Source organism: uncultured Tateyamaria sp., from assembly GCF_947497045.1.
Taxonomy (GTDB): domain Bacteria; phylum Pseudomonadota; class Alphaproteobacteria; order Rhodobacterales; family Rhodobacteraceae; genus Tateyamaria.
The window spans coordinates 22,883-45,110 of sequence record NZ_CANMEU010000013.1 but is presented as its reverse complement, the minus strand read 5'-3'; the positions used below and the strand labels follow the sequence as shown (position 1 = coordinate 45,110).

The window sequence follows — 22,228 nt, the reverse complement described above, 5'->3', positions numbered from 1 at the left end:
GGGATGGGTGATCATGAGCGAGCGCGAGCTGAACCGCATTGAAGTACTAAGCCAAGTGACCCAAGGCCGGATGACGGCTGTGGCAGCGGCCAATGTGTTGGGACTAAGCCGACGACAGGTTCACAGGCTTCTGAAGGCGTTTCAGTCAGATGGGCCAGCAGCGATCCGCCACAAAGCACGCGGTCGCAGGTCGAATACGCGTCGCGGACGCTTCGGTTATGCCCTCAATCGTTTCAGGCAATACAAATGCTCCGACAATCATGATCGGCGAAAAGGCAAGCGACCTTATTCTGGAAGCGCGTCACCAATGATCATCTGGTCTTTGACTTCTCCCAAGTCGTAGAGACATGTATTCTTTTGCTCGATGGGGGCGAGCTAGCCGAAAAGTCTAGGATCACGACGGGTACCCGAGTTCAAAAAGTTTGACGCTTGCGTGACCGTCTTGGTTGAATCAGTTGCTGGATACGGGTCCTTCCTTGATGAGCGTAGTTAGATCCAAAAAAGCGCCATACTCGTTGGTGACGTCCCGAGCTTCTTCAAATGCGCGAACACGCTCCTCTTCTAGGCATCGCAAATACCCCTGCACATCGCTCAGATACGACTCAAAGTCCTGTTTGATGAGGTCACGATACTCCATGGCAGCAACCGACTCAGTCGGAACAAAAGGTCTCAATGGGCTGACACAAGAAAAAGCAAACGCATCAGGAGCCATAAGAACAAGCGAAATTATAGCAATTGGCACAGCATACAGTTTCATGGTGGCACCATCCAACCTGCCTATTTTCTTGCCTAAAACCCCCTCTCAGTCGTAATGATTAACGAATGGGAGAAAATCCGTACGCGACAAAACTATAGCTTGCGTAAAATATTTATATCATCGTATGGTTGTGGTGTCCATGGGGGACGCCCGGTCATACGTTGTCAAACGAGGACGTGACTGAGGTGATAGATTTAGAAAAAGAAGCACCGAATGTGGTTACGGAACCCAGATTCAGAGATCTGGTCGAGAGCGGCTATCAAGCAGAGGTTGTGTGTAAAGCGGACGCCTTCAAGAAAGGGCCATCCTGGTACGGCCTATGGATTGTCCGAGCCGTCAGCGACGAGGGTATGGAAAAACTGCTGGTCACTGCGCGCACGCGCACAACGTTCAACGATATCAAGATCCGCGAGTTCAAGACGGTTACTGGGGTGGTGTCCTTCCTCAGTGGCATGGGGTTCCGTAACGCCAATATCCCTCTCGAAGAGGGCCAACGCACAACCCACAGGCTCACACCGAAGGCTGATTGAAGCCACAGCTGGCACACTACTCGCCATCTCGCTTGCCAGCCCTTCGGCCGCGCAAATGGTGCTGGTCATGGAGGACGACGGCAGTCTTCGTCCTTCGCAATCTCAAAGCAGCTTTTCGCGGAACTATCGAGACGGCGTTGCAGTGGGGACCACATCCCGACCACTCGAAATTATCGGCGCAGAAGAGATTGCGGCTCTTTCTACAAGATCCTCTCCACAGATTGCCGCACCGCGCATTCCGCGCCCTGAGATCCTCTCTGCCATAAACGAGGCCGCGTTGCGTTATGCGAGCCATTCTGGTCTGCGGCGCGCCGACCTTTCCGTCACGGATTGGCTGAATCTCTTTCGCGCAAACATCGAAATCGAAAGCGCATATGATCCGCGCGCCGTGAGTTCAGCAGGCGCGATCGGTCTGGGCCAACTCATGCCAGGCACAGCCAAAGAGCTCGGTGTCGATCCTCATGATATGCGTCAGAACCTTGACGGTTCCGCCCGATATCTGGCGCTGATGCTGGAGACCTTTGGCGATCGCCGCCTCGCACTTGCTACCTACAATGCTGGCCCCGACGCCGTGATCGAGCACAATGGCATCCCCCCTTATCGCGAAACGCAGAACCACGTTGTTCGTGTGCTTTCAGTATTTGAACGGTTGGAAGGAGAGAATTCATGAACAGGACAATACAACTGGCTTTAGCCTTGGTGGCGCTTCTGATGCTCGCTGCAGAGCCCGCAATGGCACAAAGCATCGATCTGTCGCCCATCCAAAGCCTGCTGCAAGGGATCGTGGACGCTCTTACGGGACCACTTGGTGTCGTTATCGCCACCCTCGCTGTGATCGGCGTGTTTCTGAGCTGGTTCTTCAATATCATTGACCTGCGGCAGGCCCTCTGGGTGCTTGTTGGGATTGCGGGCATTGCCGCCGCCCCCACGATTGTCGCCGCCGTCTTCTCGGGCGGGTAATTCCCTGATGGCGGAGCGCTCCCCCCTTTTTCTGGGCCTGGTGCGCCCGCCAAAGCTCTTTGGGCTTCCGATCATGTATGCCATGGTCTGGCTCTTTGGCTCGGTTCTGCTCTTCATTTGGATTCAGAACATTGTCGTCCTCGGCATCGCAGCCGTTCTTTACCCGGTCCTGTGGAAGGCCGCGGACTGGGATCCGCGCTTCATCGACGTGATGATGACCGTCTTGCAAGAGACGCCACCGACCCGCAATCGTTCCATCCATGGTGGGGATAGCTATGCCCCGTGACGACACCATGGATCACCGCACGCTCCTACCGGAGTGGTTTGAACGCGAAAGCCGGCTGGCGCATATGCTGCCCTATGTCAGCCTTGCTGACGATCAAACCGTGCGTACGCGGGTCAACGAACTCTTCCAGTGTATCCGACTGCGCGGCGTGAACAGCTATACCACCGACGACAGTCATCTCGATAAGGTCCGGGCCCTTTTTGCGCGCCTCATTGCGCAGCTCGGCCCGGAATTCAGCTACTACGTACACAAGGTCTCCAAGGCTATCACACCAGACTTAAGTCCTATCTCAAGCGACAACTTTGCAGGGGCCGTTGACGCCAAGTGGCGCAAGAAGCTCGCTACGTCGGGCTTGCGCGACAAAACTTTGACACTGACAGTAATCCATCGCCCTCCACCAAAGAGCGCCCTGCCCTTTCTGGGCCGCAGCAATCCAAACCGGCTCAAAGAAGAAACCCAAAAACGTATCCGGCGATTGAACGAGGCTGTCGGCGTCTTCCTGTCCGGGCTGTCTGAGATGGACCCTCATGTCCTTTCGGCGCCCTCAGGTGAACTTGTTGGTTTTCTTGGGGCGCTCAACACGGGCCAGGAAATGCCACTCTTTCCGGCGGGAAAATACGGGTTTCTCTCCTACAATACTGCCAATACCCGCGTGACGTTCAAAGGCACGCATTTCGAACTTTCCGAGGGTGTGGTCGGACAGCGCTACGGCAAGAGCTTCACGATCGGTGAGTATTCCGAGCAAACAAGCTGCACGATGTTCGATATGCTGAACCTGCCGGTCGACATGATCGTCACGCACTCCTTTACCCCAATCAATTCAAATCTCATGGCTGGACGCATCAAACGCCAGAAGCGACAGATGCAGGCGTCTCAGGATGCAGCGCTTTCGCTCCTCGAAGCGCTCGACATTGCGCACGATGATTTGGAAGCCAAGCGGCAAAGCTTCGGCGAACATCATATGGTCGTGACCGTCTTATGCGACACGTTGGACGAACTCGAAACCCTTGGGGCCGAGATCGTCAACGCAGCAGCGGCCGAAGGCATCAAAATGATCGGCGAGCGTGCTGCCGCCAAAAGCCATTACTTCAGCCAGCACCCGGGCAATCAGCCCAAGCGGGTCCGGGCCAGTGCCGTGACCAATCGAAACTTTGCCGATTTCGCCGCCTTCCATCGCACGCAGCTCGGTAAATCGAATGAGCATCTGCCCTGGGGCAAGGTGATTTCTATGTTCCCGACCCCGGAGCAAAGCGCCTATCGCTTTTCTTACCATGAGCAGGGATCGCCAGACAAAGAGCCTACGAGCGGGCATACCCTGATCCTCGGGCAACCGGGATCAGGGAAATCCGTTCTTTCGGCCTTCCTGATGACACAAGCGCGGCGAACCGACGCGCGGGTCTTCGTCTTCGATTATCGTGCGGGCATGGAAATGGCCGTTCGCGCCAACGGTGGAACCTACACAGCGATCAAAGCGGGCCAGCCAACGGGCCTCAATCCACTTTGGACGGAGACCGATGAACGCGGCACGGCCTGGCTGTCTGACTGGCTTGGCACCCTTCTTTACAGATCAGATCGCCCGCTCACACCGGCTCAGACCAATCGCATTCAGGAAGTTGTGCGTCAGAACGCAACGGCGGCTAGTCCTGAGTTGCGGAACTGGAAGGATTTCTCATCCCTCTTTGTCTCCACTGACGACGACGGCGATCTCCACGAACGGCTTCAGGAATGGACCCAAAACGGTCGGTATGGCTGGATCTTCGGCCAAACCCTTGAAGACACATTCTCTCTCAAGGGTGACACAGTAGGGTTCGATCTCACCGGCATTCTCGACAGCGAGAACGAACGCGAACGCATGGCCGTCCTGAGTTACCTCTTCCACCGTGTTGAACGTGAGATCGAAGATCGCCGCCCGACGATCATCATCATCGACGAGGCCTGGAAGGCGCTCGATAACGCATATTTTGCCGAGCGCCTGTCAAACTGGCTTGTGACGGCAAGGAAACAAAACACCGTCGCCGTCATGATGACGCAATATGCCAGCCAGCTTGAGCGCACCCGGACAGGCAAAACCATCATTGAAGCCGTCCCGACACAAATCCTTTTGCCCAACATTCGGGCGCACGCGTCCGACTATGCGATGTTGAACCTCTACGAGAAGGAACTCGATGTCCTTCTCAATACAGGCAGCGACAGCCGTCTCGCACTCATTCGCGACGACGGCGGGTCCGTGGTCGTTGACGCCGATCTGTCGGCCCTTGGCTCCCACCTGACCATTCTCGGTGGCATGGAAAAAGGCGAAGCGCTTGTCGGTGCCGACTACCGGGATCGCCCCGATTTTTGGAGACTCTCATGATCCGTATCATTGCCAAGATAGTCCTTTGCATCGCGCCGCTTGCGGCTTGCACGGAGTACCGCGAGCTGAAGGCCAATTGCTTCAATTTCGTCGCTCCGGCTCCGGGCGAGAAAGACTGCAACTTCGCGCCGCTTGGCGGGCCGTTGGATGGAGCGACAGAGATTGAGTAAGCTCGTCCTTATCCTTGCGGTACTTGCGGCCACCACTGGCACCGCTGCCGCGCAAGGTGTGCCGACAAATGACAGCGGGCTAACGGCCCGCGACATTGTTGAGACCGGGGATCGGGAAGTCGATCTCGCTTTACAGGCCGATAAGCTGGCAACGCGGGAGCTTTTGGCCGCGATCAAGCGCGAACAACTGGCCACGCTGCAAGCCATACTGGATGCGCAAACCAGTTTCGACGGTGCCGGCGTTGGCCCCATGGTCACGTCCCTTGAGGGCGGCAGTGGCTCTGCTGATCGATCGGCAGGAGCGGTCTATGGCACAGCCGACATTGACCCAAATCCTGGTGGGCAGCAGATGTTTGGCGACGCAGCCCAAAACATCGAACAGCTCATCATTCGGGTGGCGCAGGAGACGGCAGGGTTTTCAGGCGTGGGTCGCGCGAGCCTCTCCGCCGTGCAGTGGCGCGCCCTCCTCCAGGCCCTCATCTGGCAGGAAAGCCGGTTCACGATCGGAGCCCGCTCGCCCGTCGGTGCCTTTGGGCTCACACAAATCATGCCCGGCACAGCCAGTGATCTCGGCATCAACCCGGAATACTACAACAGCCCCTATCTGCAGGTGCATGGCGGCGCGCGATATCTCTCGGCACAGCTTGATCGCTTTGATGGGAACATCATCAACGCTTTGGCCGCCTATAACGCAGGACCAGGCCGCGTGATCGAGTATGGCGGCGTGCCGCCATTCAAGGAAACCCAGCACTACGTCACCGTCATCCCACAAAAATACAATGCCTACCTTGCGCGCATCGGCGGTATCGAAGCCCTCGGAACCATCGACCCCACCCTGCTTGCCAATGCCAATCTCTCAATCACCGGTCACGGGGCGGCCTTTTATGGGAGCAATTCACCCGCAGCCATCCGGCAAGCGGCCCTGAGGATCCGTGACATTGTGGAACGGATCGAGACAACCAGCGACGTCCAAGAAAGCGTCGCACTCAACACCTATGCACGCGCCGAACTGGTCCGCCTTATTGCGGCACGGTTGCGCCTCAAAGCAGCCCGCACCCAGCCATTGAGTGCAGCGCAACTGGCGCAAGCCTCGGCGCGCATGGCCGAACAAGAGTTCATGGATTTCACCCTGGAGGAATTGGATTGATGTTCAAACGTACAGTGAGACTTGCTCTCTTCACGAGCTGCATGTTTGCAGCCATCCCAGCCACGATGATCGTGCCAGCCTACGCACAAGGCGTCCCGGTCGTGGACACGCAAAATATCGTACAGAACATCCAACAGCTGCGTCAAATGATCGAAGACGAAATTCTTCAGAATGAGCAGCTCACGCAGCTTCACGAGCAACTGGCCACACTCACGGAACAGCTCGCGGAGTTGCAACGCACTTACGAGGCGCTGACACGCTTGGCTGAGCTGCCGGAGATCATTCGCACACAGATGGAAGACGAGTTGAACGGACTGCTGGATCAGGAGTTCGGAGATATTCTCGCCACAATCGATGCGATCAAGACGGGGGATTTCTCGGGCTTGACCGGCTCCGGGGCAAGCGAGATCGAGACCCAGATGGACCGTGTTCTGGCCGATTTGGGCTTTGACGAAGACACCTTGAGTGAAATGGCCCGCAGCGGCAACGCCGGGGCCGAGCGCATCGCGACGCAAGCCACAACCGGCGCATTGGTCTCTGCGGCAGCCCAAAACAGCTACGAGGACGCAGGTCAGTCGCTCCGGCGCGTTGACAGGCTTGTTGGCCTGATCGACGACATGGACGAGCTCAAAGAGAGTGTCGATCTCAACACGCGGGTGACCGCTGAACTGGCCATCGCGCTCGTCGCCATGTGGCAGCTCGAAGCGGTTCAGACGGTTGGAGACGGCACCGGCGGCGTCATTGATGCCGCGACAATTGCCGAAGAACAGCGGTTCATGGAGTTCACCTTGCCGGACTTGCGCGCCGAGTGATGAGAATGGGGTTTCTTGAGCATTGAGTGACGAACGCGCGATCATAGAAGAAGAACTTGTCTACGGGGCGCTGCGTCGGGAGCGCCTCTGGCAACGTCTCGGTCTTGTTGGACTGATCTTTGGTGTTCTGGGATGCCTGAGTGCCGCAGCCGTTGCTGTTCTGGACGTCGACCCGCCTCCCGTCGTTGTCCCCTACGACCCAGAGACCGGTTTTGCGCTTCCTGAAGCCTCTGTCGGCGCAACGACAGTCACGTCAAACCAGGCCATCATTGAAGCCGAAGTCTTCCGCTATGTGACCGATCGCGAGGTCTACAATCAGCTCGACAACGATGTACGGGTCCGTAGTGTTTTGCGCCGATCAGATGCTGCGGCCGAGGCCGGCGTCCGCCAGATCTGGAACAGCGCCAACGAGAATTACCCACCAACAGTTTATGGACCAAATGCCCGGCTTGATGTCGAAATCCTGAGCATCAATCTGATTGGCAATAACCGCGCCACCGCCCGCCTTCGCAAACGCCTGACATCAATCAATGGCGTACAGGCCGGTCTCTTTACTGCAACCCTTCTCTTCGAATTCCGCCCAGAAGAAAGCCGCTCCATCGATCAGGTTTGGACCAATCCGTTCGGCTTCACCGTGACCGAGTATTCGATCCGTTCCGATAGATTGGAGAACTAATGCGCCTACGACAGAACCTCCCTGACTGGTTGTCGCCGATGTACCGAAGCCGTTTGGTGCATCGGAGCATTGGCGGCACCGCTTTTTGGGACAGGTGGAGGACCGCAGGCAACCTCACCATTCTGACGCTGTGCTTTACGTTGATCGCATCGACGGTCTTGGCGGAGGCGATCCCGCGCGGCGGGCCACGTGATGCGAGGGTTAGGGTCGCCACGTATCAGGAGGGGCAAGTCTACCGGCTGATTGTTTCGCTGACGCATGTGACGACGGTTGAGTTCGGCGAAGGTGAAACCATCCGATCCATCATTGCAGGCGACACCGAAGGATTTGAAATTGACGGCGTACCCGGTGGTCGTGCCTTTGCCATCAAACCGCTGGCACGCGCAGTCCACACCAACGTGACAGTCTACACCAATCGGCGCAGTTACTACTTCAACGTCAAGGAAGCCTCCCAACCTACCTTCTATGTGGTTCAGTTCACATACCCGGAAGACAATCGGCGTGCAGCAAACGCTGTCGCGGCCCAGGCACCAAACTACAACTATGGGGCCAATGAGCGGATCGAAATCACACCCACGCGCGTGTGGGATGACGGAACATTTACATACTTCCAGTTTGGCAGAAACGCCCCCGTGCCTGCGATATTCCGTCATTCGAACGGGCGGGAACGCACGGTCAATACCCAACAAGTGCAGAACGGGGTGATCCGCGTCTCGGGCGTGAACCCTGAATGGGTGTTGCGCCTTGCTGAAGCCGTTGTCTGCATCAGCGCGACACCCCCTGCAGGAGCGACATCCTGATGGCCGACAAATCTGACACCGACCTGGAACGCCGGCTTGCCGCCCTTGAGCAAGGTGGGGCCGCGTCGGCGCCCGCACAACAGCGGCGCTCGCCGGTTCTGGCGCTTCTGGTCGTTTTGCTCATCGCAGGAGCCGGGGCAGTATTCTATTTCCTGTCTCAACCTACCGAGGAAGTGGCACTTCCGACGGCAATTCCCGATGAGTTCCAGCAAGAAGGTGATGGATTTGGAGAGATCGAACCCTTTGTACCTCCCCCACCACCTCAACCTGAAATCGTAACGGTCACGCCTGAACCAACTGAACCCAATGCAGACCTCATCGAGCAGCTGGCCGCGTTGCAAGCTCAGATCGACGCGTTTCAAAATGCACCCGAGCCAGTGCTCGAAGACGACACGAAAGCTGCAGAGGCGATCAACGCGCTGACCGAGCAGATCGCAGCACTGCAAGCAGCTTCCGAAGATGCACAACGGCAGTTCCAGGAAGAGCTGTCAGCAAGAGACACCGAGCTTGAGAAGTTGCGGATGGATCTCGAGCTCGCAATGCTCGAAGCTTCAGCACCTGCCCCTGCGCCGCCTGGACCGACCGACGAAGAACGTCGGTTGCGAGAAGAGGAGCGGCTACGCCGCGAGTTGGAAGCCCGCCGTCTCGCCGAGCTTCAACAAAGAGCCGAAGAAGAACGCGCGTTTCAGGAACGTCGGATTTCCTCCCCGACGATCGCCTTCGGTGGAAGTGGAACTGGGAACGCGACCGAGCTTGCGGAACGCACCTTTGGCGACGTGACAGACTTTGTCGTGAACGGCGCACTCCCATCGACGGTGACGCAAGCCGAAGTCATCGCCAATCCGTCCAACACTGTTGTGCAAGGAACCATGATCCAGGCAGTTATGGAGACGGCACTGGACAGCTCGTTGCCCGGGCAAGTCCGCGCGCTCACCTCAGAAGACGTCTATAGCTACGACGGTGCGCGCCTGCTTATTCCGCGCGGCTCACGCCTCATTGGCCGATATCGCTCCGGCGCTGAAATCGCGCAGAAACGGGTCACGATCGCCTGGGACCGGATTATCTTGCCAACCAATCAATCCATTCAGATCAGCTCCTTTGGTGGTGATGAACTTGGGCGGTCCGGAGTTACCGGATTTGTCGACACACGCTTTGCGGAGCGCTTTGGTTCTGCGGCGCTTATTTCGATTGTTACGGCCGCGCCAAACGTTGCGGCCTCCAATGTCGAAGACGATGCAGCGGCCGATGTTCTGGAAGATATCGGCGACGATTTGGCGGATGCCACGGATAGCGTGATCAGCGACTACCTCTCTATCGGCCCAGTCATCTACCTCGATCAGGGTGCGCGCGTCACCGTCATGGTCGACCGAGACCTGGAGATTTTTTGAGCCATGTCTCTTAGCTATCTGCAAGCATCACTCGACAAACTTGAAGATGCTGCACGCGACGACGTGATTGAGATCTGCATCAACCCGGACGGGTCTTGTTGGGGCGAGTTCCATGGCGATCACTTCATGCGCCCTCTTGGACAAACCCTGACTGAGACTGAAATCAAGGACCTCGGAAACCAGATCGCCTCAGATGCCAGCACCATCATGAGCAAGGATCGCCCAATTGTTTCGGTGTCCATCACTTATCGCAGCAGGCATATCAGAGCGCAGGTTGTCACACCCCCGGCTGTCGTGTCGGGCATGTCGATCAGTCTACGGTTCTTCTCGACCCTGCCGCTCGAAAACATTCAATTGAAGTACCTTTACGGAGAAGAGCGCAAGCTGGAAGAGCTTCGCAACGAGACCAATCGCCAGCTTCGCGAAGTCGTTGCCCGTGGTGAGATTGATGAAGCACTGGCCTTTTGCGCCGAGCACAAACTCAACATGATTGTGTCAGGCGGAACCTCGACGGGAAAAACCGTCGCCGCCCGGAAGATCTTGTCCCTGGTTGGGGATGAAGAGCGCATTGTAACGATCGAAGAGGCCGCAGAGCTGCTTCCTAAGCAACCAAATGCCGTCACGCTCATCGCAAATCGCGATGCCCAATTCCAAACGGCTGATGTTCTGCTCACCGCCACGCTGCGCATGCGCCCAGACCGCATCATTCTGGGCGAAGTCCGGGGCAAGGAAGCGATGACCTTTCTGGAAGCGATCAACACAGGCCACGGCGGCTCTATGACGACACTGCACGCCGAAACACCGCAATTGGCGGTACAACGCCTAGCCATCGCCGCTCTAAAGACAGAAATTCCAATGACTTACCAAGACATGGTACAATATATCGAAAGCTCCATCGACGTCATCATTCAAGCCGGACGGAAGGGTTCCGAACGCGGGATCACCGAGTTTTACCTGCCGGGCGCAAGCCAATCCGAGGAGGTTGCCGCATGAAAAAGTTCGAGAACGTTATTCTTTGTTTTCCGATGAACAAAAAGGATGGGCTCACAAAAATGCAGGCCTCTCTAAACGAATATGGTCTGCAAGGTTGGGAGGTAGTTTCAGTCGTCGGCTCTGACTTTGCTGACATCGGCATGCGCGCCTTTCTCAAACGGGATATCGTCCCAGAGAATGTCTCGAGTGAGGCAGCATGAGAACGTTCGTCGCCGGTTTAGCGGTCTTGGCGTCATCGATCGGTTCAATTGCGTTTGCAGAAAGCCATCTTGTTCCAACACTGGAGCGCGAATTTGATGTTTGCCAAGACCGACCGTCGCAGCCGCAATTTGTAACCGACCTAGCGGACGACGAACCAAACAAGGCTCGGCTGCTCCAACAGGTTTATCGCGCCGAAGGCATGCAGAGGATTGTGGACGCAAACGAATGTTCTTGCGAGACGCGGTTCCCAACTTGGGATGCGGCCGAAGCGGTTTATCTTGAGCGCTTCTCAACTGCAGATAGGAATGAGCTTCGTGAGGCGATCTCTGCCTTCAGGCGTACTGCCAATGAACTTCGCAGAATAGCTAAACCAATCTGCGAACAGGCTGGAAACTGGTAAGCGAAGGACAACCTCATGAGTGTCGTGGCCTATTTTGTCGATACCGCTCAGGGCTATCTCGACGACGCCGCTGAAACCCAGTTTGGAGCGGTTGCTGCAACTGTTGGAACAATCGCCGTCGTTGCCGTGACGTTGGTTTTGATCCTCGTTTGTATCAACATGATCTATCAATACAGGGCAATGGATGGACGGACGGCCTTTTGGCTTGCTTTCAAAGTCGCCCTGATCGGAATTTTTGCGACGAACTGGGTTCAGTTTAATCTGGTGTCATCCGCAATTCTCTCGGGGTTGGACAGTATTGCGGGATCTCTCGTTGCCGCTGTTGGAGGAGGGACACCTGGACCATCGGGGACATTTGCCGAGGAGTTTGATGATCTAATCGCGGAGCTTGGAGACTATCTGAATGCCGCTGGTTCCGAACTCAATTGGATGGTCGGAGCGTTGCTTGATACACTTGGGGTGTTGCTACTGTCCTTGCTCGGAGGGCTCGCCGCATTTCTCATGGTCGCCTCAAGGCTTTTGATCGCGTTGCTGCTTGGCCTTGCCCCGATCATGATCTTCTTGACGCTGTTTGACGTTACCAAAGACTACTTTGCGCGGTGGTTGAGCGCCGTGGTTTCATTTGCAATGTACCCAATCGTAATTGCTGGCGTATTCTCGACCATCGCTGGCGTCGCAGGCTCACTTTTGACATCGCTCGGTGATCCCGAAGATGCCTCGAACATTGGCGCACTCATCCCGTTCTTCATGATGGTTCTGATGGCCAAAGGCTTCATCATCGCGACCCCGTTCATAGTGCGTGCCATTTCTGGAAACATCATGATGCCAGCGATTTCGGGAGGTCTGGGCGGCGCCTACGCATTTGGACGTGCAGCGTTTGGTTCGGTTCAAGCGCAAAACCGCTATTTGATGGGTTCCGCCACCGGTTCAGAGTACGCTGCACTTCGTGCGCGCCAGTTTTTTGGCGTTCAGCAAATGCCACAACGTCCCGGTGCAGGTAGCTCACAGGATGCAGCTGCCAATACTAGCACTGGCAACGGTACTGGTACCGGGGCGTTAATGCTTGCTCAACTTGCCAGACTAGGCAGGCTTGGTCGTCGGTAGTTCTTTTGAGCCTCCCCAAAATGTCCAACTCATACTTTCGAATGCAAAGAAGTTCAGGCTAGGCCGACCTTCATCCAGAACGCGGCGAATTCAACGAATGAGCCCATTTTTCATGATGCTGCGCGGTGAATGAATGTTGGTTTCGTAGATGTATGTCCTCTCGAACAGCTATTGTTGGCGCTCCTCCGAAGATAGCGCATCAGCCCACTTCTTGGACCATCCACCAAGCGGCTTGAGGAAGGTGAATAACTCTGCCCCGGCGGATGTGAGCTGGTATCCTTGATCACCTTTTTCCACAAAACCGCTGGCAGTCAGTTCCTTAATCCGCCGATTCAGGATCGTTGGCGACATTTGCTCACACCTGTCTTGGATTTGGCGGAACGTCAGCGGCCCGTTCGCAAGCTGCCAGATCACGCCAAGTGACCAGCTCCTTCCAAGTAAGTCGAACAGCGCCATGATGGGCTTACCCGATTTCGACCCCCTGACGGGGTTTCCCGGGGCCGGAACGCGTGAAGGCATAGAAATCTCCTGTTGCTACAATAAGCGTAGCATTCTATTGCTACACTTATTGTAGTGATCTAGCGGAGCCTTGTCATGTTCATACTGCCTATCCTAGCGGCACTCGGTGCATCTTTTGGCTGGGCGACAGGAATCGTTTTGGCTCAGTGGCCCGCGCGGCAGTTGGGGGCATTCGAGTTTACCCGGATTCAACTCATCGCCTGCTCGGCAATTCTCGCTGCCGGAGTTAGTGGATTTGGCCTTTGGCAAACCGTTAGATGGGAATTTTGGCTTTCCTTTACAGCCAGTATCGGCATCGGAATCGTTCTCGGAAACCTTGCCATGATCGAATGTCTGCGACGCGGAGGACCAAGACGGACCGAGCTTCTTCTTTCGCTCAAGGCACCGCTTGTTGGTGTTATGGCCTATCTCTGGCTCAATGAAACGCCGAGCACGACTGACCTACTCGGGGCGGGCATAACTCTTTCGGGTGTTGGCGTCGCCGTGTTCTTTGGAAGTGACGAACGCTCCGAGAGCGATGTGGCGACTGGCACTCTTGCGATGATTGCAATGCTCGGCGTTGCCGCGACTTCGTTTCAAGGGTTTGGTTTTCTTGTCATGAAACCGGCGATGCTTGCAGGTACCGACCCGATTGCAGCTTCCGCGATCCGATTGTTGGGTGCCGCGTTTCTGATCTCTGTTGTGGCGTTATGGCCTGCAAAGGCCTTCAAACCTCAGGCAGTTGTCACGCCCTATTTGCTTGGTCGCACCATTTTGCCGGGCTTTATTGGATATGGAGTCTCTTCGACATTGCTGCTCTACGCATTTGCAACATTTGACGCAGGAATTGCCGCTGTGCTTGGGTCACTTTCACCAGTTCTTGTGCTTCCCATTCTGTGGCTCAAAGAGGGTATCTTGCCTCGCCCACAAGCGATCCTTGGGGCTGCGATGACTGTGATGGGAACTTCTGTGATCGTGTTGCTATGAACCAATTCTTGAGAAGCAGTCATTGGCGCAGCCGCAGCGAATTCACGAAAAATCCACACCTTACCAGTTCGTCCACGGCGCGGCGAACGACGCTGTTTCTAGGAGCCTTCGTTCATAGATCGCGCGGTGTATTAGCCCGAATGAGCCCAGGGTCGCAGCGTTGGCGAATGTCAGGTTTCAGATTGTGCGGCAATGGCTGTGATCTCGATAAGCGTCACCTCATCGCCTAAGTCGGCACCAACGCATGCTCTTTGAGGCCAATTGGTTTCTAGCCCGATCCAATCACACCATACGTCATCCATCGCTGGCTTCATTGTCATGTCGCTTAAGAACACCGTAACCTGAAGAAGTGCCTGCTTTCCACTTTTTACCTCGGATAGCTTGGTCTCAAGAAACCGCAGACAGTTGCGCGTCTGAGCTTGAATTCCTTCTGCCGCGTCGGGATCGTAGGCGACTAGAAATGCCATGCCATTGAAAGCTACAGCGTCGCTACGACCTCGTGCGCTGCTCAGAATGCGTTTGATGTTCATGGTTCTAGCCCGACCTGCTATTTTGCTCGATCACTCATAGCAGACTTCTTCGTTATGGGAACGAATGACGGTAGAGTCCGCGTCTTTCTAGTTCGGGCACGACGCAGCGAACGGTGAATTTTCCCTATCCCGCTATTCATGGTTTCTGCGGCGAAGGCGACCGAAGAGCCCAGATTAACCGATGCTGCGCCTTTCATGAACGGCGGCTTCCAGGGAAAATGTTCACCCCCCCAAAAAAGCCTTTGACACTGACATTAGTGTCAGGGCTCTAAGCACGCCTCCTATCGACCCCGAAAGATTCGCAAATAGGAGACGAAGCGAAATGACAAACAAAGATGCGTGGCAGGGCAAAGTAGCGATAGTCACAGGGGGCAGTTCTGGAATTGGTCAAGCGACCGCGACCGCGCTGGCAGAACAAGGTGCAAATGTCTTGATTACGGGACGCAATGCCGAAAAACTGGCGGAAGTTGTCGCTTTGAGTGACAATATCGAAGGTCTGCAGATGGACAGCTCGGACGCAACGAGTGGCGAGCGGATCGTAGAAACCGCCATGTCTCGTTGGGGACGTATCGATTTGGTCGTCAACAATTCAGGGGCTGGGAAACCGGCCCCCGTAGATGCCTATGATGCGGATGTCATTGCAAATATGTCTGCTGTGAACATCGTCGCCCCTTCCGTACTTGTGAAGGCTGCCCGTGCCGCTTTGAACGAAAGCAAAGGTGCCATCGTGAATATCGGGACTGCCGTGTCTCGCAATGCGGCACCGATGTTTTCGCATTATGGTGCCACCAAAGTTGCCTTGGAACATCTGACCCAATCATGGGCGGTAGAGTTGGCGGGCGACGGCATTCGGGTCAACGCTATTGCTCCGGGACCCGTCAAAACGGGCGCGTTGACCGGAATGATGGGGCTGCCCGAAGAGATGGCCCAACAGGTTGAGGCACAGGAAGCAGCGCAAGTGCCGTTGGGACGTCGGGGGGTGACCGCTGACATCGTGCCTTGGATCTTGCGCTTGGGGAGTGCTGAAAACGAATGGCTGACGGGTCAGGTTTTGACCATCGATGGTGGGTGGTCACTGCGCGTATGATCTGACGGGACCCCGGTGGTAACATCAATCACCGGGGTCTTCTTGATAAACATGTCTAACGTTAACATGTAGGTCAGGCTTTGGAGGAGATGTCTGAGATGCAAGCGAAAGAAGCTGCCGAACGGCTGAAGATCACGCAACGCATGTTGCGCCACTACGAAAAAGAAGGGCTGCTGGAAGTTGGGCGCACGCTTAACGGTTACCGCAGCTACACAGAGGCTGACCTGAGACGCGCTGGTCGCATCCGCGACTTTATTGCGACAGGCTTTTCTACGCGCGAAATCCGCGCCATGGCTGCCTGCCTGTCGGACGAGGGATCAGGCCCGTGCGAAGGTGGCGTGGAAAAGTTGCGAGAAAAGCTGGAGCATATCGACAGGCTTCGGGCGGAACTCGATGAGAAGCGAGGCGCTGTAATTGACAGACTCGGCACCCTGCAAAACGGTCTCGCCACCATAAGCAGTCGTTGATCTTCGGTTTAGCAAGGTCGGCTCCGTCCCGCATGTCGCTGGTTGATAGCGCAATTTCAAACGGCACAAGACCCGGCCGGACAAAGATCGAACACGCTTTCAAGCGCACTCAAATTCACGCAACAGACACGCCACCGATTTCGCCTTCCAGAACGTCCAAGTCACTCAGCGCGTTTTCGACTTCCGTGATATCCTTGTTAGAGGGCCCTTCGACCTCCAGGTCGGCCTGTCCGCCAAAATCCATCTCAAACTGCCGCCGATCGTCAGCTATCACTGCGACGCGCGCATGTGGCGCCCCACTCGACGGACCGTGGTTGATGGGCGCCTGCCCATTCGCTTCATCGATTCCCATTCTGGCCTCGAAATCCCGCTCCGACAGCCCTGAACCTCTCGGCGACATCGGCATGGCTTGAACGCTCAAGGGCACATTCCCTAAGGGCAGTGGCGGCGGTCCTTCCGGGAACGGCAAATCCCCCTGCTGCGCGGCATGAATGCTCTGGAAGAACGGATCCTCAAAATAGACGACCCGTTTTGCACGCACGGGCATCTGCGCATCGACAACGACGACGATTTCATCGAGCGGCAAGCGACGCGCTTCATCCTCTGGGAGCAGCGGCGTCTCTTCTGTCCGCTCGGATTGGCTGCGCCCTTCGAAAGGGTTTTTCCCGACGGCCCGCGATCGGGTCACCACCGTCTTCGTGGTTTTGCCCACGGCTTTGCTGAGTTCCTCGACCGTCTTTTCGTCCGATGGAGTAAGGTAGAGCTTCACGCCGGCGTTGCCCTGAAGCGCGCGACGGGTGTTCTCCCCATAAATTTCGTCAATGGCGGGGATCGTTTGCGTGACCACGGCCAGATGCCCACGGTAATGCCGCAGCACCTCGATGCTTTCAGCCACGATCGGCATCTTGCCCAGCCGGTTGAACTCGTCGAGCATGATCATCACCGGCCAAGGCTCATCCGGACCTGGCTCCTTGTCCTGCAGCGCTGACAAGAGGTCCGAGAAGAACAATCGAATGAGCGGTGCCAGCGGCTTTACCATCAAAGGCTGTACCACGAGATAGACGCTGAACGGCTTCTTCCGGATCGTCCGGAAATCAAAGTCGGAGACAGAGGTCGCATCATCTATCGCCGGGTTTTGCCACTGATCGAGACCCGAGGTCATCAACAGCGAGACATAGGAGGTCAGCGTGTCGTTGTTGGTGGACGCCAATCGCGTGAAAATCAGCTTGGCCGCCGCGTTATCCACCTCATGACAGCGCGTGAGGTACTCCTTTTGCTTATTCCCGCCTGACGCCGCAATCCGGTAGATCTCGCCAAGGGTCGGACGCTTGCGCTGGAACGCCAGCAAACCCGCAGCAACAAAGAGATCGATACCGCCCTTCAGAAGCCCCTGCACACGATCATTGTCATTCTGCAAGAAAAGCGTTGCCAGGAGCTGCAGTTCCATCTGCTGGCGTGCCGGATCGGTCAACTCATAGATGCGCAAGAGCGGGTTGTAGCGATGCGTGCGTTTGTCCTCCCAGTCCGTCGGCGCAAACCGATAGACCGTATCCCCCTGCCCCGCCCGGTGACGCGCTGAGGCTTCAAAGCATTCGCCCTTCACATCGAGAACGACTGCAGACCCCTGCCAGGTTAGCAGATTGGGAATGACAAAGCCCGTCGTCTTGCCTCGTCCAGTTGGGGCCACGATCAGGGCATGCGGATAGGTTTTGGAACACAGAAACTGGCCGCGCGATTTCGGCTTGCCTAGCTTGCCGATCACGAAGCCTGTTCCCGGGGTGCCAAAGAACCCATTTCGTTTCAACTCGCGGCGCGTCTGCCAATGGGTGTACCCAAAGCGGGTCAGCGCGGAACCAGAGAGGGCCAGACTGACCATCAAACCACCAACTCCAGCGCCCCCCATGATCAGATTGATTAGCTGGAAATCATCCGGTCTGATGGCGCGGATCGCCAGATAGTTTTGCGCGATGTAGTAGAAATCGATGTCAGACTGGAACCCAAGGTCTTTGAAGGTGAGCACCGCAGAGGCGACCACGTAACCCATCGCGATCGCCACAAGGGTGATCAGAACCACGCCAACCGCAAGCCGTCCACGGCCCATCAGTGCGTCTCCCCACGCTCAGACTCCCCATCCCGAAGATCAGCGCGGTTGAGCTCATACTCCCGGTCTGCGATTTCTTCGACGACCGCCCGGGCGGCTTCGCTGTTCGCCGTATCAGCGTTAGACTGCAGATACACCTTCGCGGCATAGAGCCGATCGAGACGGTCCTCGATCTGACTTTCAAGAACGTCGACATCGCCGTCCCGCAGCCGATCAATCTCGTCGTCTTCAAGGTCGCGTTCCACCGCGTCGCGATAGAGAAGGCGCTCCTCGGCATCAGCAAACGGGGATGTCAGATTGCCATCGCGCTCATGCGCGACGACGCGCCGGACATCCGCATCAACAACCTCGCCACGCTCCAAAGTGATCGGTTCTTGCGCCTCGGTCGTGACCCGATCGCGCTCTTCTATCAACTCCTCCCGGGTCTCTGCCACGAGCCCATCTTGCCGCAGAACCTCGTTCCTCTCGAGCGTGATCCCAAGCTGCACATGGGCCGTGTTGAGCCTGTCGCGTGCCGTCTCCAAATCCGCACGGCGTTCCAGGTTCAGCCCGTCGGTCTCTGCGACGCGGGTCAGATCATCCGCGATCCATTGCCGCTCAAGCGCTGCATTCTGCGCCCCGGTTTCCATCCGAGCGATCACCACTGAGGAGCTGATCCCGGTCCCGCGCAGCGCCGTATCAACCTGGGCACGGACACTTGGATCCTGTAGCCGCTCCACTTGGTCCCGGTCGATATTGGCCTCCGAATAGACCCCACCATCTGAGGGTCGCTCAGTAAGAGTGACTGACCTGAGACCCAGTGGCTGCATATGCGCGAGACGCGCCTGAATTTCATTGAGGCTGCGTTCAAAACGCGGTCGTTCAACTTCCGGCTTGTCGTCAATCATACCCTGGATGCGCGTCACCTGATCGGCGTAACGCGTGCGGAGATCGTCGAATGATTGCTCCTCTGCCATGTACACATCTCCTTCCAAATTGAGCCTGCTACCCTTCGCCAAAACCTCGCCCGCCCGGAACAGCGCGTCCGCGATATCTTCCCGGTTTTCAGATGAGGCTTCAGCAGCCAGCGAGTGATAAACAATGCGCGTGTTTGCGATCTCCTCTAAGGCCCGCTCAAGGTCTGCACCAACCCGCGCACGGACCGCAGGCGGACGTCCTTTCTCCTTCGCGCGGTAGACCTCGCGGGTTCTGGCTGGGTAGTGAACAACCCCCCGATCCAGCCTACGCGTGGCCTCCAAACGCACCCCATATTTCTCGGCCTCTTCGACCATAGCGAGCCTAAAATCGTCGAAGTTGAACCGGTGATCACGACCCAAAAAGAAGAACTCTCCCTCCTGCGAGCGGCGGTTCAAAACGATGTGGGCATGCGGGTGATCACGGTCCTCATGGACTGCGATGATGTAATCAAAATGTCCCTCGTCGGTCTGAAAAAACCGGTCCGCAACCTGCGCCGTGATGTCGCGTACATCCTCGCCTCGGGTCCCGATTGGATAGGACAACAGCATATGTGTGGTCTGTCCCAACTTGGGCTTGAACCCCGCCTGCCAGCGCTTCGCAAAGCGCTCTGTGAGGTCCTTGATTTCACCCTTTTCAAGCCGCGCTTTGCCGTCCAGAAACCCGCTCGAGTCGACGATATGAGTGGACTTCGTGGTGAGGTATTCGAGCTGATTTGTGAGCTGGGATTTGCTATGCGTCCCACCCCCGCGAATGGCCTTGAAGACGGCCGCGCGATGCCCCACCGCAGCCCGCACCAGCTGCTTTTGTTTGGATGTATGCAGCCCCTGCATGGAGCCTCGGATCCGGCTCCACCCGTCCCGGAAAATCTCCCCGGTGACCGCCTCAACCGCAGCGGCGGCCCGTGGCGCATCATTCAGCCGCATGGGCAAACTCCCTCAATGCGGCTGTCGCCTGCAGCTTCATGGCGTCGCGGCGACGCCGCACAAGGAGGTCAATTTCGTCGGCGGTATCCAGAACGAACCGCGCCAATCCCCGCATCTGCGCAAGCCGCAAATCTGAGAATTCATCCGCTGCCCCCAGCCCTTGCCGGTTGGCCTCAAGCATTTGTTTGGTGAGCTGCGCGACCCCGTTTCCAACACGGTGCAATTCTTCTCTGTAGCGCGCCATCTCAGAGGCCAAATTTGCGTCAGGAACGAAGGTCCCCCCAGCCCCCTGAATGAGCCGTCTTAGCCCCTCTGTACGCGTCTCGATACCCGCTGCCTGCAGCACTCCTTCGAAGGCCTCAGCCTCTTCAATCGTCAGCTTCACGGTCACACCGACTGTCGAAACGGCAGCATCCGTCTGCCGCTCAGCATCTGCCTTCAGCGTGTAGCGTACCGCCCGGGGCGTCACGCCAAACCGCTTGGCCAGCTCCTTCGTCGACACACCCGCTTGCGCCTCGCGGACGATCTCCATGCGTTCTGCATTGGTCAGTCTTTTCGTCCGGGTCATGCGGAAGAAAGCCTCCCTATTTCCTGCCACCTTCATTTAAGGTCGCCCATCATCCTACATAACTATAGTATCGAGTCAATGGCTATACGTATGAATCATCCCTTGAGGCGGCCTTAAATTCCGTTTTGCCGAGCGCCATAGGCGCGAGGCCGCCCGAAATCGGCAACTTTCGGCTTGAACCTCTGCATTCGCCTCGTGGGCGCCCTTGGTGGGGAAGTCGGTCGAAAACCCCATTGCCATCGGGCTCGTTAGCGAACGCAGATCACGTCGCGCCAACCGACAGCAACAAGGGCCGGATGCCGAAGCGACCGACCCTTGCGCGGGAGGAAAGAGAGGGGGGGCGTTTCGGGGAGGGACGCCCCTCCCCTGAGCTGGTCACTCGGTGACGGGATTGTCGTCCGCATCGTCCGACCGGGGCTCGAAGAGGACGAGCTCGCCGTTGATCGGTGTGGCGAAGAGCTGGATCGTCATGTGCGACTTGGCGCTCTCGCTCTGAGGAAAGGCGACGCCCACTTTGTGGAAGCGAGTTTTGCCGTCTTTGCCGGTCTCGGGTGTGGTAACTGTGAAGTACTTAGCCATATCGATCTCCTTTCGTTTTCGATGCAAACGAACAAGCGAGACCGACCGGACCGGAAGTCAGGGAGAACTTTGTCTCGCGAGGAATGGGCGCGGAGCGCACAGGGGAAAGTTCTGCTTGAAGCCCGGTGAATTGCCTCAAAGCAAAATTGAGTGTGATCCGCGTTCGAGCGCAGCGAGAGGCAGCGGATCGCTCGTCGAACTGGCAATTCACCGCAAGCGGCAGACGGGCCAGGTCACGCAGATTGCATCAAGAAGAAAACGAAAGGAGATCGATATGGCTGGCGGGGTTCACAAACCAGTCCCGACGGCATGAGACTGGAAAGATGCTGCGCCTCAGGTGAACAGGTCTGCCGTCACGTCCATGGCGGCATGTGGCACACCGATAATGGCGATCTCTTCCTCCGGCATCACCAGATAGAAGATCACGTGTTTGCCTTCCGGGAAGCTCCGATACCCATCGGCGACATCGTCGCGCGGGCGGCCAACTGACGGGTTGTCGGCCAACCACTGAAACCGATCCGCCAACTGCCTAAGATAGTCTTCCGTTTGGTGCGGCCCCCAACGGTCCAGGGAGTAATCAGCGATTGCATCCAGATCGCTCAACGCGCGCGGCGTCAGTCGGTACCTAGCCACGTCGTGCGACGGCCCGCGCAACGATGTCCTCGGGCGACCACGCTTCCACGAACTCGCCAGCTCGAGCCTGATCTGCGCCGGGATTCAGGTGCTCCCGCAACGCATCAAGTGTCTCGGACTTCGTTTCGAGCTCTCTAAGCGCAGCCCGGACAACCTCGCTGGCCGACGCGAACCGACCGCTTTTGATCTGCTCTTGAATAAAGCCTTCCCAGTGCTCGCCGAGCGTCATGCTGGTGGATGCCATTTCAAACCTCCAATATTCAAAATGAATATATCTGATTTTCGGCCAGTTTCAACCACTGCGCCTCAAGCTGCGACATC

At 56.9% G+C, this 22,228-nt stretch carries 27 protein-coding genes and 2 pseudogenes; 20 read left to right on the top strand and 9 right to left on the bottom strand.

All coding sequences use genetic code 11. The annotated features are described in order from the left end of the window. Positions 1 to 13 precede the first annotated feature (13 nt). Both Q0859_RS18885 and Q0859_RS18880 read left to right on the top strand, forming a co-directional pair. Positions 14 to 151, top strand: a pseudogene (locus tag Q0859_RS18885) (helix-turn-helix domain-containing protein); the annotation flags it as partial. Between the two features lie 25 nt (positions 152 to 176). Further along, a pseudogene (locus Q0859_RS18880) lies at positions 177 to 311 on the top strand (GMC oxidoreductase); the annotation flags it as partial. Between the two features lie 140 nt (positions 312 to 451). On the opposite strand, the gene Q0859_RS18875 reads toward Q0859_RS18880, so the two are convergent. After that, a complete protein-coding gene (locus tag Q0859_RS18875; RefSeq protein WP_299154160.1) occupies positions 452 to 757 on the bottom strand; it encodes a hypothetical protein in 306 nt (101 codons plus the stop codon). Positions 758 to 945: 188 nt separating this feature from the next. Here Q0859_RS18875 and Q0859_RS18870 point away from each other — a divergent pair, with 188 nt between their 5' ends. The 15 genes from Q0859_RS18870 to Q0859_RS18800 are packed head-to-tail and all read left to right on the top strand — an operon-like array spanning position 946 to position 12,577. Next, the gene (locus tag Q0859_RS18870) at positions 946 to 1,287 is read left to right on the top strand and encodes a hypothetical protein (protein ID WP_299154294.1); all 342 of its coding nucleotides are present in this window, start codon (positions 946 to 948) and stop codon (positions 1,285 to 1,287) included. 55 nt (positions 1,288 to 1,342) lie between these two features. Next, positions 1,343 to 1,957, top strand: coding sequence for a lytic transglycosylase domain-containing protein (locus tag Q0859_RS18865; RefSeq protein WP_299154156.1), 615 nt, complete (start codon positions 1,343 to 1,345; stop codon positions 1,955 to 1,957). Beyond that, entirely contained in the window at positions 1,954 to 2,247 is a 294-nt protein-coding gene (locus tag Q0859_RS18860) for a TrbC/VirB2 family protein (protein ID WP_299154154.1), read from the top strand. The genes Q0859_RS18865 and Q0859_RS18860 overlap by 4 nt, the downstream gene beginning before the upstream one ends. Before the next feature lie 7 nt (positions 2,248 to 2,254). Continuing rightward, positions 2,255 to 2,533, top strand: coding sequence for a VirB3 family type IV secretion system protein (locus Q0859_RS18855; RefSeq protein WP_299154151.1), 279 nt, complete (start codon positions 2,255 to 2,257; stop codon positions 2,531 to 2,533). Then, entirely contained in the window at positions 2,523 to 4,886 is a 2,364-nt protein-coding gene (locus Q0859_RS18850; protein ID WP_299154149.1) for a type IV secretion system protein B4, read from the top strand. The genes Q0859_RS18855 and Q0859_RS18850 overlap by 11 nt, the downstream gene beginning before the upstream one ends. Beyond that, positions 4,883 to 5,056, top strand: a complete 174-nt coding sequence (locus Q0859_RS18845) for a hypothetical protein (RefSeq protein ID WP_299154146.1) — start codon at positions 4,883 to 4,885, stop codon at positions 5,054 to 5,056. The genes Q0859_RS18850 and Q0859_RS18845 overlap by 4 nt, the downstream gene beginning before the upstream one ends. A gap of 58 nt (positions 5,057 to 5,114) precedes the next feature. Continuing rightward, complete coding sequence (locus Q0859_RS18840; protein WP_299154293.1) at positions 5,115 to 6,203, top strand: lytic transglycosylase domain-containing protein; 1,089 nt, start codon at positions 5,115 to 5,117, stop codon at positions 6,201 to 6,203. A gap of 41 nt (positions 6,204 to 6,244) precedes the next feature. Then, positions 6,245 to 7,015: a type IV secretion system protein gene (locus Q0859_RS18835; RefSeq protein ID WP_299154144.1), complete on the top strand. Its 771-nt coding sequence runs from the start codon at positions 6,245 to 6,247 to the stop codon at positions 7,013 to 7,015. Between the two features lie 22 nt (positions 7,016 to 7,037). Then, positions 7,038 to 7,691 carry a virB8 family protein gene (locus Q0859_RS18830; RefSeq protein ID WP_299154142.1) on the top strand — a complete coding sequence of 218 codons (654 nt, stop codon included), beginning with the start codon at positions 7,038 to 7,040 and terminating at the stop codon, positions 7,689 to 7,691. Further along, positions 7,691 to 8,491 (top strand): TrbG/VirB9 family P-type conjugative transfer protein, encoded by an 801-nt coding sequence (locus Q0859_RS18825; protein WP_299154140.1) that lies wholly within the window; start codon positions 7,691 to 7,693, stop codon positions 8,489 to 8,491. Before Q0859_RS18830 ends, Q0859_RS18825 begins: the two co-directional genes overlap by 1 nt. Beyond that, positions 8,491 to 9,879, top strand: coding sequence for a TrbI/VirB10 family protein (locus Q0859_RS18820; RefSeq protein WP_299154137.1), 1,389 nt, complete (start codon positions 8,491 to 8,493; stop codon positions 9,877 to 9,879). The genes Q0859_RS18825 and Q0859_RS18820 overlap by 1 nt, the downstream gene beginning before the upstream one ends. Before the next feature lie 3 nt (positions 9,880 to 9,882). Then, entirely contained in the window at positions 9,883 to 10,872 is a 990-nt protein-coding gene (locus Q0859_RS18815; protein ID WP_299154135.1) for an ATPase, T2SS/T4P/T4SS family, read from the top strand. Further along, positions 10,869 to 11,072, top strand: coding sequence for a hypothetical protein (locus tag Q0859_RS18810; RefSeq protein ID WP_299154133.1), 204 nt, complete (start codon positions 10,869 to 10,871; stop codon positions 11,070 to 11,072). Before Q0859_RS18815 ends, Q0859_RS18810 begins: the two co-directional genes overlap by 4 nt. Next, a complete protein-coding gene (locus Q0859_RS18805) occupies positions 11,069 to 11,473 on the top strand; it encodes a hypothetical protein (RefSeq protein ID WP_299154131.1) in 405 nt (134 codons plus the stop codon). Before Q0859_RS18810 ends, Q0859_RS18805 begins: the two co-directional genes overlap by 4 nt. 15 nt (positions 11,474 to 11,488) lie before the next feature. Then, positions 11,489 to 12,577, top strand: coding sequence for a type IV secretion system protein (locus Q0859_RS18800; RefSeq protein ID WP_299154129.1), 1,089 nt, complete (start codon positions 11,489 to 11,491; stop codon positions 12,575 to 12,577). A 168-nt stretch (positions 12,578 to 12,745) separates the two neighbouring features. On the opposite strand, the gene Q0859_RS18795 is transcribed toward Q0859_RS18800, so the two are convergent. Beyond that, complete coding sequence (locus Q0859_RS18795) at positions 12,746 to 13,033, bottom strand: helix-turn-helix domain-containing protein (protein WP_299154127.1); 288 nt, start codon at positions 13,031 to 13,033, stop codon at positions 12,746 to 12,748. Between the two features lie 138 nt (positions 13,034 to 13,171). Here Q0859_RS18795 and Q0859_RS18790 point away from each other — a divergent pair, with 138 nt between their 5' ends. Continuing rightward, positions 13,172 to 14,062 carry a DMT family transporter gene (locus tag Q0859_RS18790; RefSeq protein WP_299154122.1) on the top strand — a complete coding sequence of 297 codons (891 nt, stop codon included), beginning with the start codon at positions 13,172 to 13,174 and terminating at the stop codon, positions 14,060 to 14,062. A 170-nt stretch (positions 14,063 to 14,232) separates the two neighbouring features. On the opposite strand, the gene Q0859_RS18785 is transcribed toward Q0859_RS18790, so the two are convergent. Next, entirely contained in the window at positions 14,233 to 14,592 is a 360-nt protein-coding gene (locus Q0859_RS18785; protein ID WP_299154119.1) for a Rid family hydrolase, read from the bottom strand. A 322-nt stretch (positions 14,593 to 14,914) separates the two neighbouring features. On the opposite strand from Q0859_RS18785, the gene Q0859_RS18780 reads away from it, so the two are divergent. Both Q0859_RS18780 and Q0859_RS18775 read left to right on the top strand, forming a co-directional pair. Beyond that, a complete protein-coding gene (locus tag Q0859_RS18780; RefSeq protein ID WP_299154117.1) occupies positions 14,915 to 15,679 on the top strand; it encodes an SDR family oxidoreductase in 765 nt (254 codons plus the stop codon). Positions 15,680 to 15,768: 89 nt separating this feature from the next. Further along, positions 15,769 to 16,146, top strand: coding sequence for a MerR family transcriptional regulator (locus Q0859_RS18775; RefSeq protein ID WP_299154115.1), 378 nt, complete (start codon positions 15,769 to 15,771; stop codon positions 16,144 to 16,146). Positions 16,147 to 16,261: 115 nt separating this feature from the next. On the opposite strand, the gene Q0859_RS18770 is transcribed toward Q0859_RS18775, so the two are convergent. The 6 genes from Q0859_RS18770 to Q0859_RS18745 all read right to left on the bottom strand — a co-directional run bounded on the left by Q0859_RS18770 (position 16,262) and on the right by Q0859_RS18745 (position 22,151). Next, a complete protein-coding gene (locus tag Q0859_RS18770; protein WP_299154113.1) occupies positions 16,262 to 18,247 on the bottom strand; it encodes a type IV secretory system conjugative DNA transfer family protein in 1,986 nt (661 codons plus the stop codon). After that, positions 18,247 to 20,127, bottom strand: coding sequence for a relaxase/mobilization nuclease domain-containing protein (locus tag Q0859_RS18765; protein ID WP_299154111.1), 1,881 nt, complete (start codon positions 20,125 to 20,127; stop codon positions 18,247 to 18,249). Before Q0859_RS18765 ends, Q0859_RS18770 begins: the two co-directional genes overlap by 1 nt. After that, on the bottom strand, positions 20,114 to 20,695 hold the full coding sequence (locus Q0859_RS18760; RefSeq protein ID WP_366523231.1) for a helix-turn-helix domain-containing protein: 582 nt from the start codon (positions 20,693 to 20,695) through the stop codon (positions 20,114 to 20,116). Before Q0859_RS18760 ends, Q0859_RS18765 begins: the two co-directional genes overlap by 14 nt. Before the next feature lie 375 nt (positions 20,696 to 21,070). After that, positions 21,071 to 21,274: a hypothetical protein gene (locus tag Q0859_RS18755; RefSeq protein ID WP_299154107.1), complete on the bottom strand. Its 204-nt coding sequence runs from the start codon at positions 21,272 to 21,274 to the stop codon at positions 21,071 to 21,073. A gap of 333 nt (positions 21,275 to 21,607) precedes the next feature. After that, positions 21,608 to 21,907 (bottom strand): type II toxin-antitoxin system RelE/ParE family toxin, encoded by a 300-nt coding sequence (locus tag Q0859_RS18750; protein ID WP_299154106.1) that lies wholly within the window; start codon positions 21,905 to 21,907, stop codon positions 21,608 to 21,610. Then, entirely contained in the window at positions 21,900 to 22,151 is a 252-nt protein-coding gene (locus tag Q0859_RS18745; protein ID WP_299154104.1) for a type II toxin-antitoxin system ParD family antitoxin, read from the bottom strand. Before Q0859_RS18745 ends, Q0859_RS18750 begins: the two co-directional genes overlap by 8 nt. Positions 22,152 to 22,228 lie beyond the last annotated feature (77 nt).

Bases quoted from the DNA above. Each gene is read 5' to 3' on its own strand.
- Q0859_RS18815 (WP_299154135.1), top strand. From the start codon at position 9,883: ATGTCTCTTAGCTATCTGCAAGCATCACTCGACAAACTTGAAGATGCT.
- Q0859_RS18780 (WP_299154117.1), top strand. From the start codon at position 14,915: ATGACAAACAAAGATGCGTGGCAGGGCAAAGTAGCGATAGTCACAGGG.
- Q0859_RS18790 (WP_299154122.1), top strand. From the start codon at position 13,172: ATGTTCATACTGCCTATCCTAGCGGCACTCGGTGCATCTTTTGGCTGG.
- Q0859_RS18775 (WP_299154115.1), top strand. From the start codon at position 15,769: ATGTCTGAGATGCAAGCGAAAGAAGCTGCCGAACGGCTGAAGATCACG.
- Q0859_RS18860 (WP_299154154.1), top strand. From the start codon at position 1,954: ATGAACAGGACAATACAACTGGCTTTAGCCTTGGTGGCGCTTCTGATG.
- Q0859_RS18850 (WP_299154149.1), top strand. From the start codon at position 2,523: ATGCCCCGTGACGACACCATGGATCACCGCACGCTCCTACCGGAGTGG.
- Q0859_RS18745 (WP_299154104.1), bottom strand. From the start codon at position 22,151: ATGGCATCCACCAGCATGACGCTCGGCGAGCACTGGGAAGGCTTTATT.
- Q0859_RS18875 (WP_299154160.1), bottom strand. From the start codon at position 757: ATGAAACTGTATGCTGTGCCAATTGCTATAATTTCGCTTGTTCTTATG.
- Q0859_RS18865 (WP_299154156.1), top strand. From the start codon at position 1,343: ATGGTGCTGGTCATGGAGGACGACGGCAGTCTTCGTCCTTCGCAATCT.
- Q0859_RS18770 (WP_299154113.1), bottom strand. From the start codon at position 18,247: ATGGGCCGTGGACGGCTTGCGGTTGGCGTGGTTCTGATCACCCTTGTG.
- Q0859_RS18820 (WP_299154137.1), top strand. From the start codon at position 8,491: ATGGCCGACAAATCTGACACCGACCTGGAACGCCGGCTTGCCGCCCTT.
- Q0859_RS18805 (WP_299154131.1), top strand. From the start codon at position 11,069: ATGAGAACGTTCGTCGCCGGTTTAGCGGTCTTGGCGTCATCGATCGGT.
- Q0859_RS18765 (WP_299154111.1), bottom strand. From the start codon at position 20,127: ATGCGGCTGAATGATGCGCCACGGGCCGCCGCTGCGGTTGAGGCGGTC.
- Q0859_RS18845 (WP_299154146.1), top strand. From the start codon at position 4,883: ATGATCCGTATCATTGCCAAGATAGTCCTTTGCATCGCGCCGCTTGCG.
- Q0859_RS18760 (WP_366523231.1), bottom strand. From the start codon at position 20,695: ATGACCCGGACGAAAAGACTGACCAATGCAGAACGCATGGAGATCGTC.
- Q0859_RS18835 (WP_299154144.1), top strand. From the start codon at position 6,245: ATGTTTGCAGCCATCCCAGCCACGATGATCGTGCCAGCCTACGCACAA.
- Q0859_RS18755 (WP_299154107.1), bottom strand. From the start codon at position 21,274: ATGGCTAAGTACTTCACAGTTACCACACCCGAGACCGGCAAAGACGGC.
- Q0859_RS18785 (WP_299154119.1), bottom strand. From the start codon at position 14,592: ATGAACATCAAACGCATTCTGAGCAGCGCACGAGGTCGTAGCGACGCT.
- Q0859_RS18800 (WP_299154129.1), top strand. From the start codon at position 11,489: ATGAGTGTCGTGGCCTATTTTGTCGATACCGCTCAGGGCTATCTCGAC.
- Q0859_RS18825 (WP_299154140.1), top strand. From the start codon at position 7,691: ATGCGCCTACGACAGAACCTCCCTGACTGGTTGTCGCCGATGTACCGA.
- Q0859_RS18855 (WP_299154151.1), top strand. From the start codon at position 2,255: ATGGCGGAGCGCTCCCCCCTTTTTCTGGGCCTGGTGCGCCCGCCAAAG.
- Q0859_RS18810 (WP_299154133.1), top strand. From the start codon at position 10,869: ATGAAAAAGTTCGAGAACGTTATTCTTTGTTTTCCGATGAACAAAAAG.
- Q0859_RS18795 (WP_299154127.1), bottom strand. From the start codon at position 13,033: ATGGCGCTGTTCGACTTACTTGGAAGGAGCTGGTCACTTGGCGTGATC.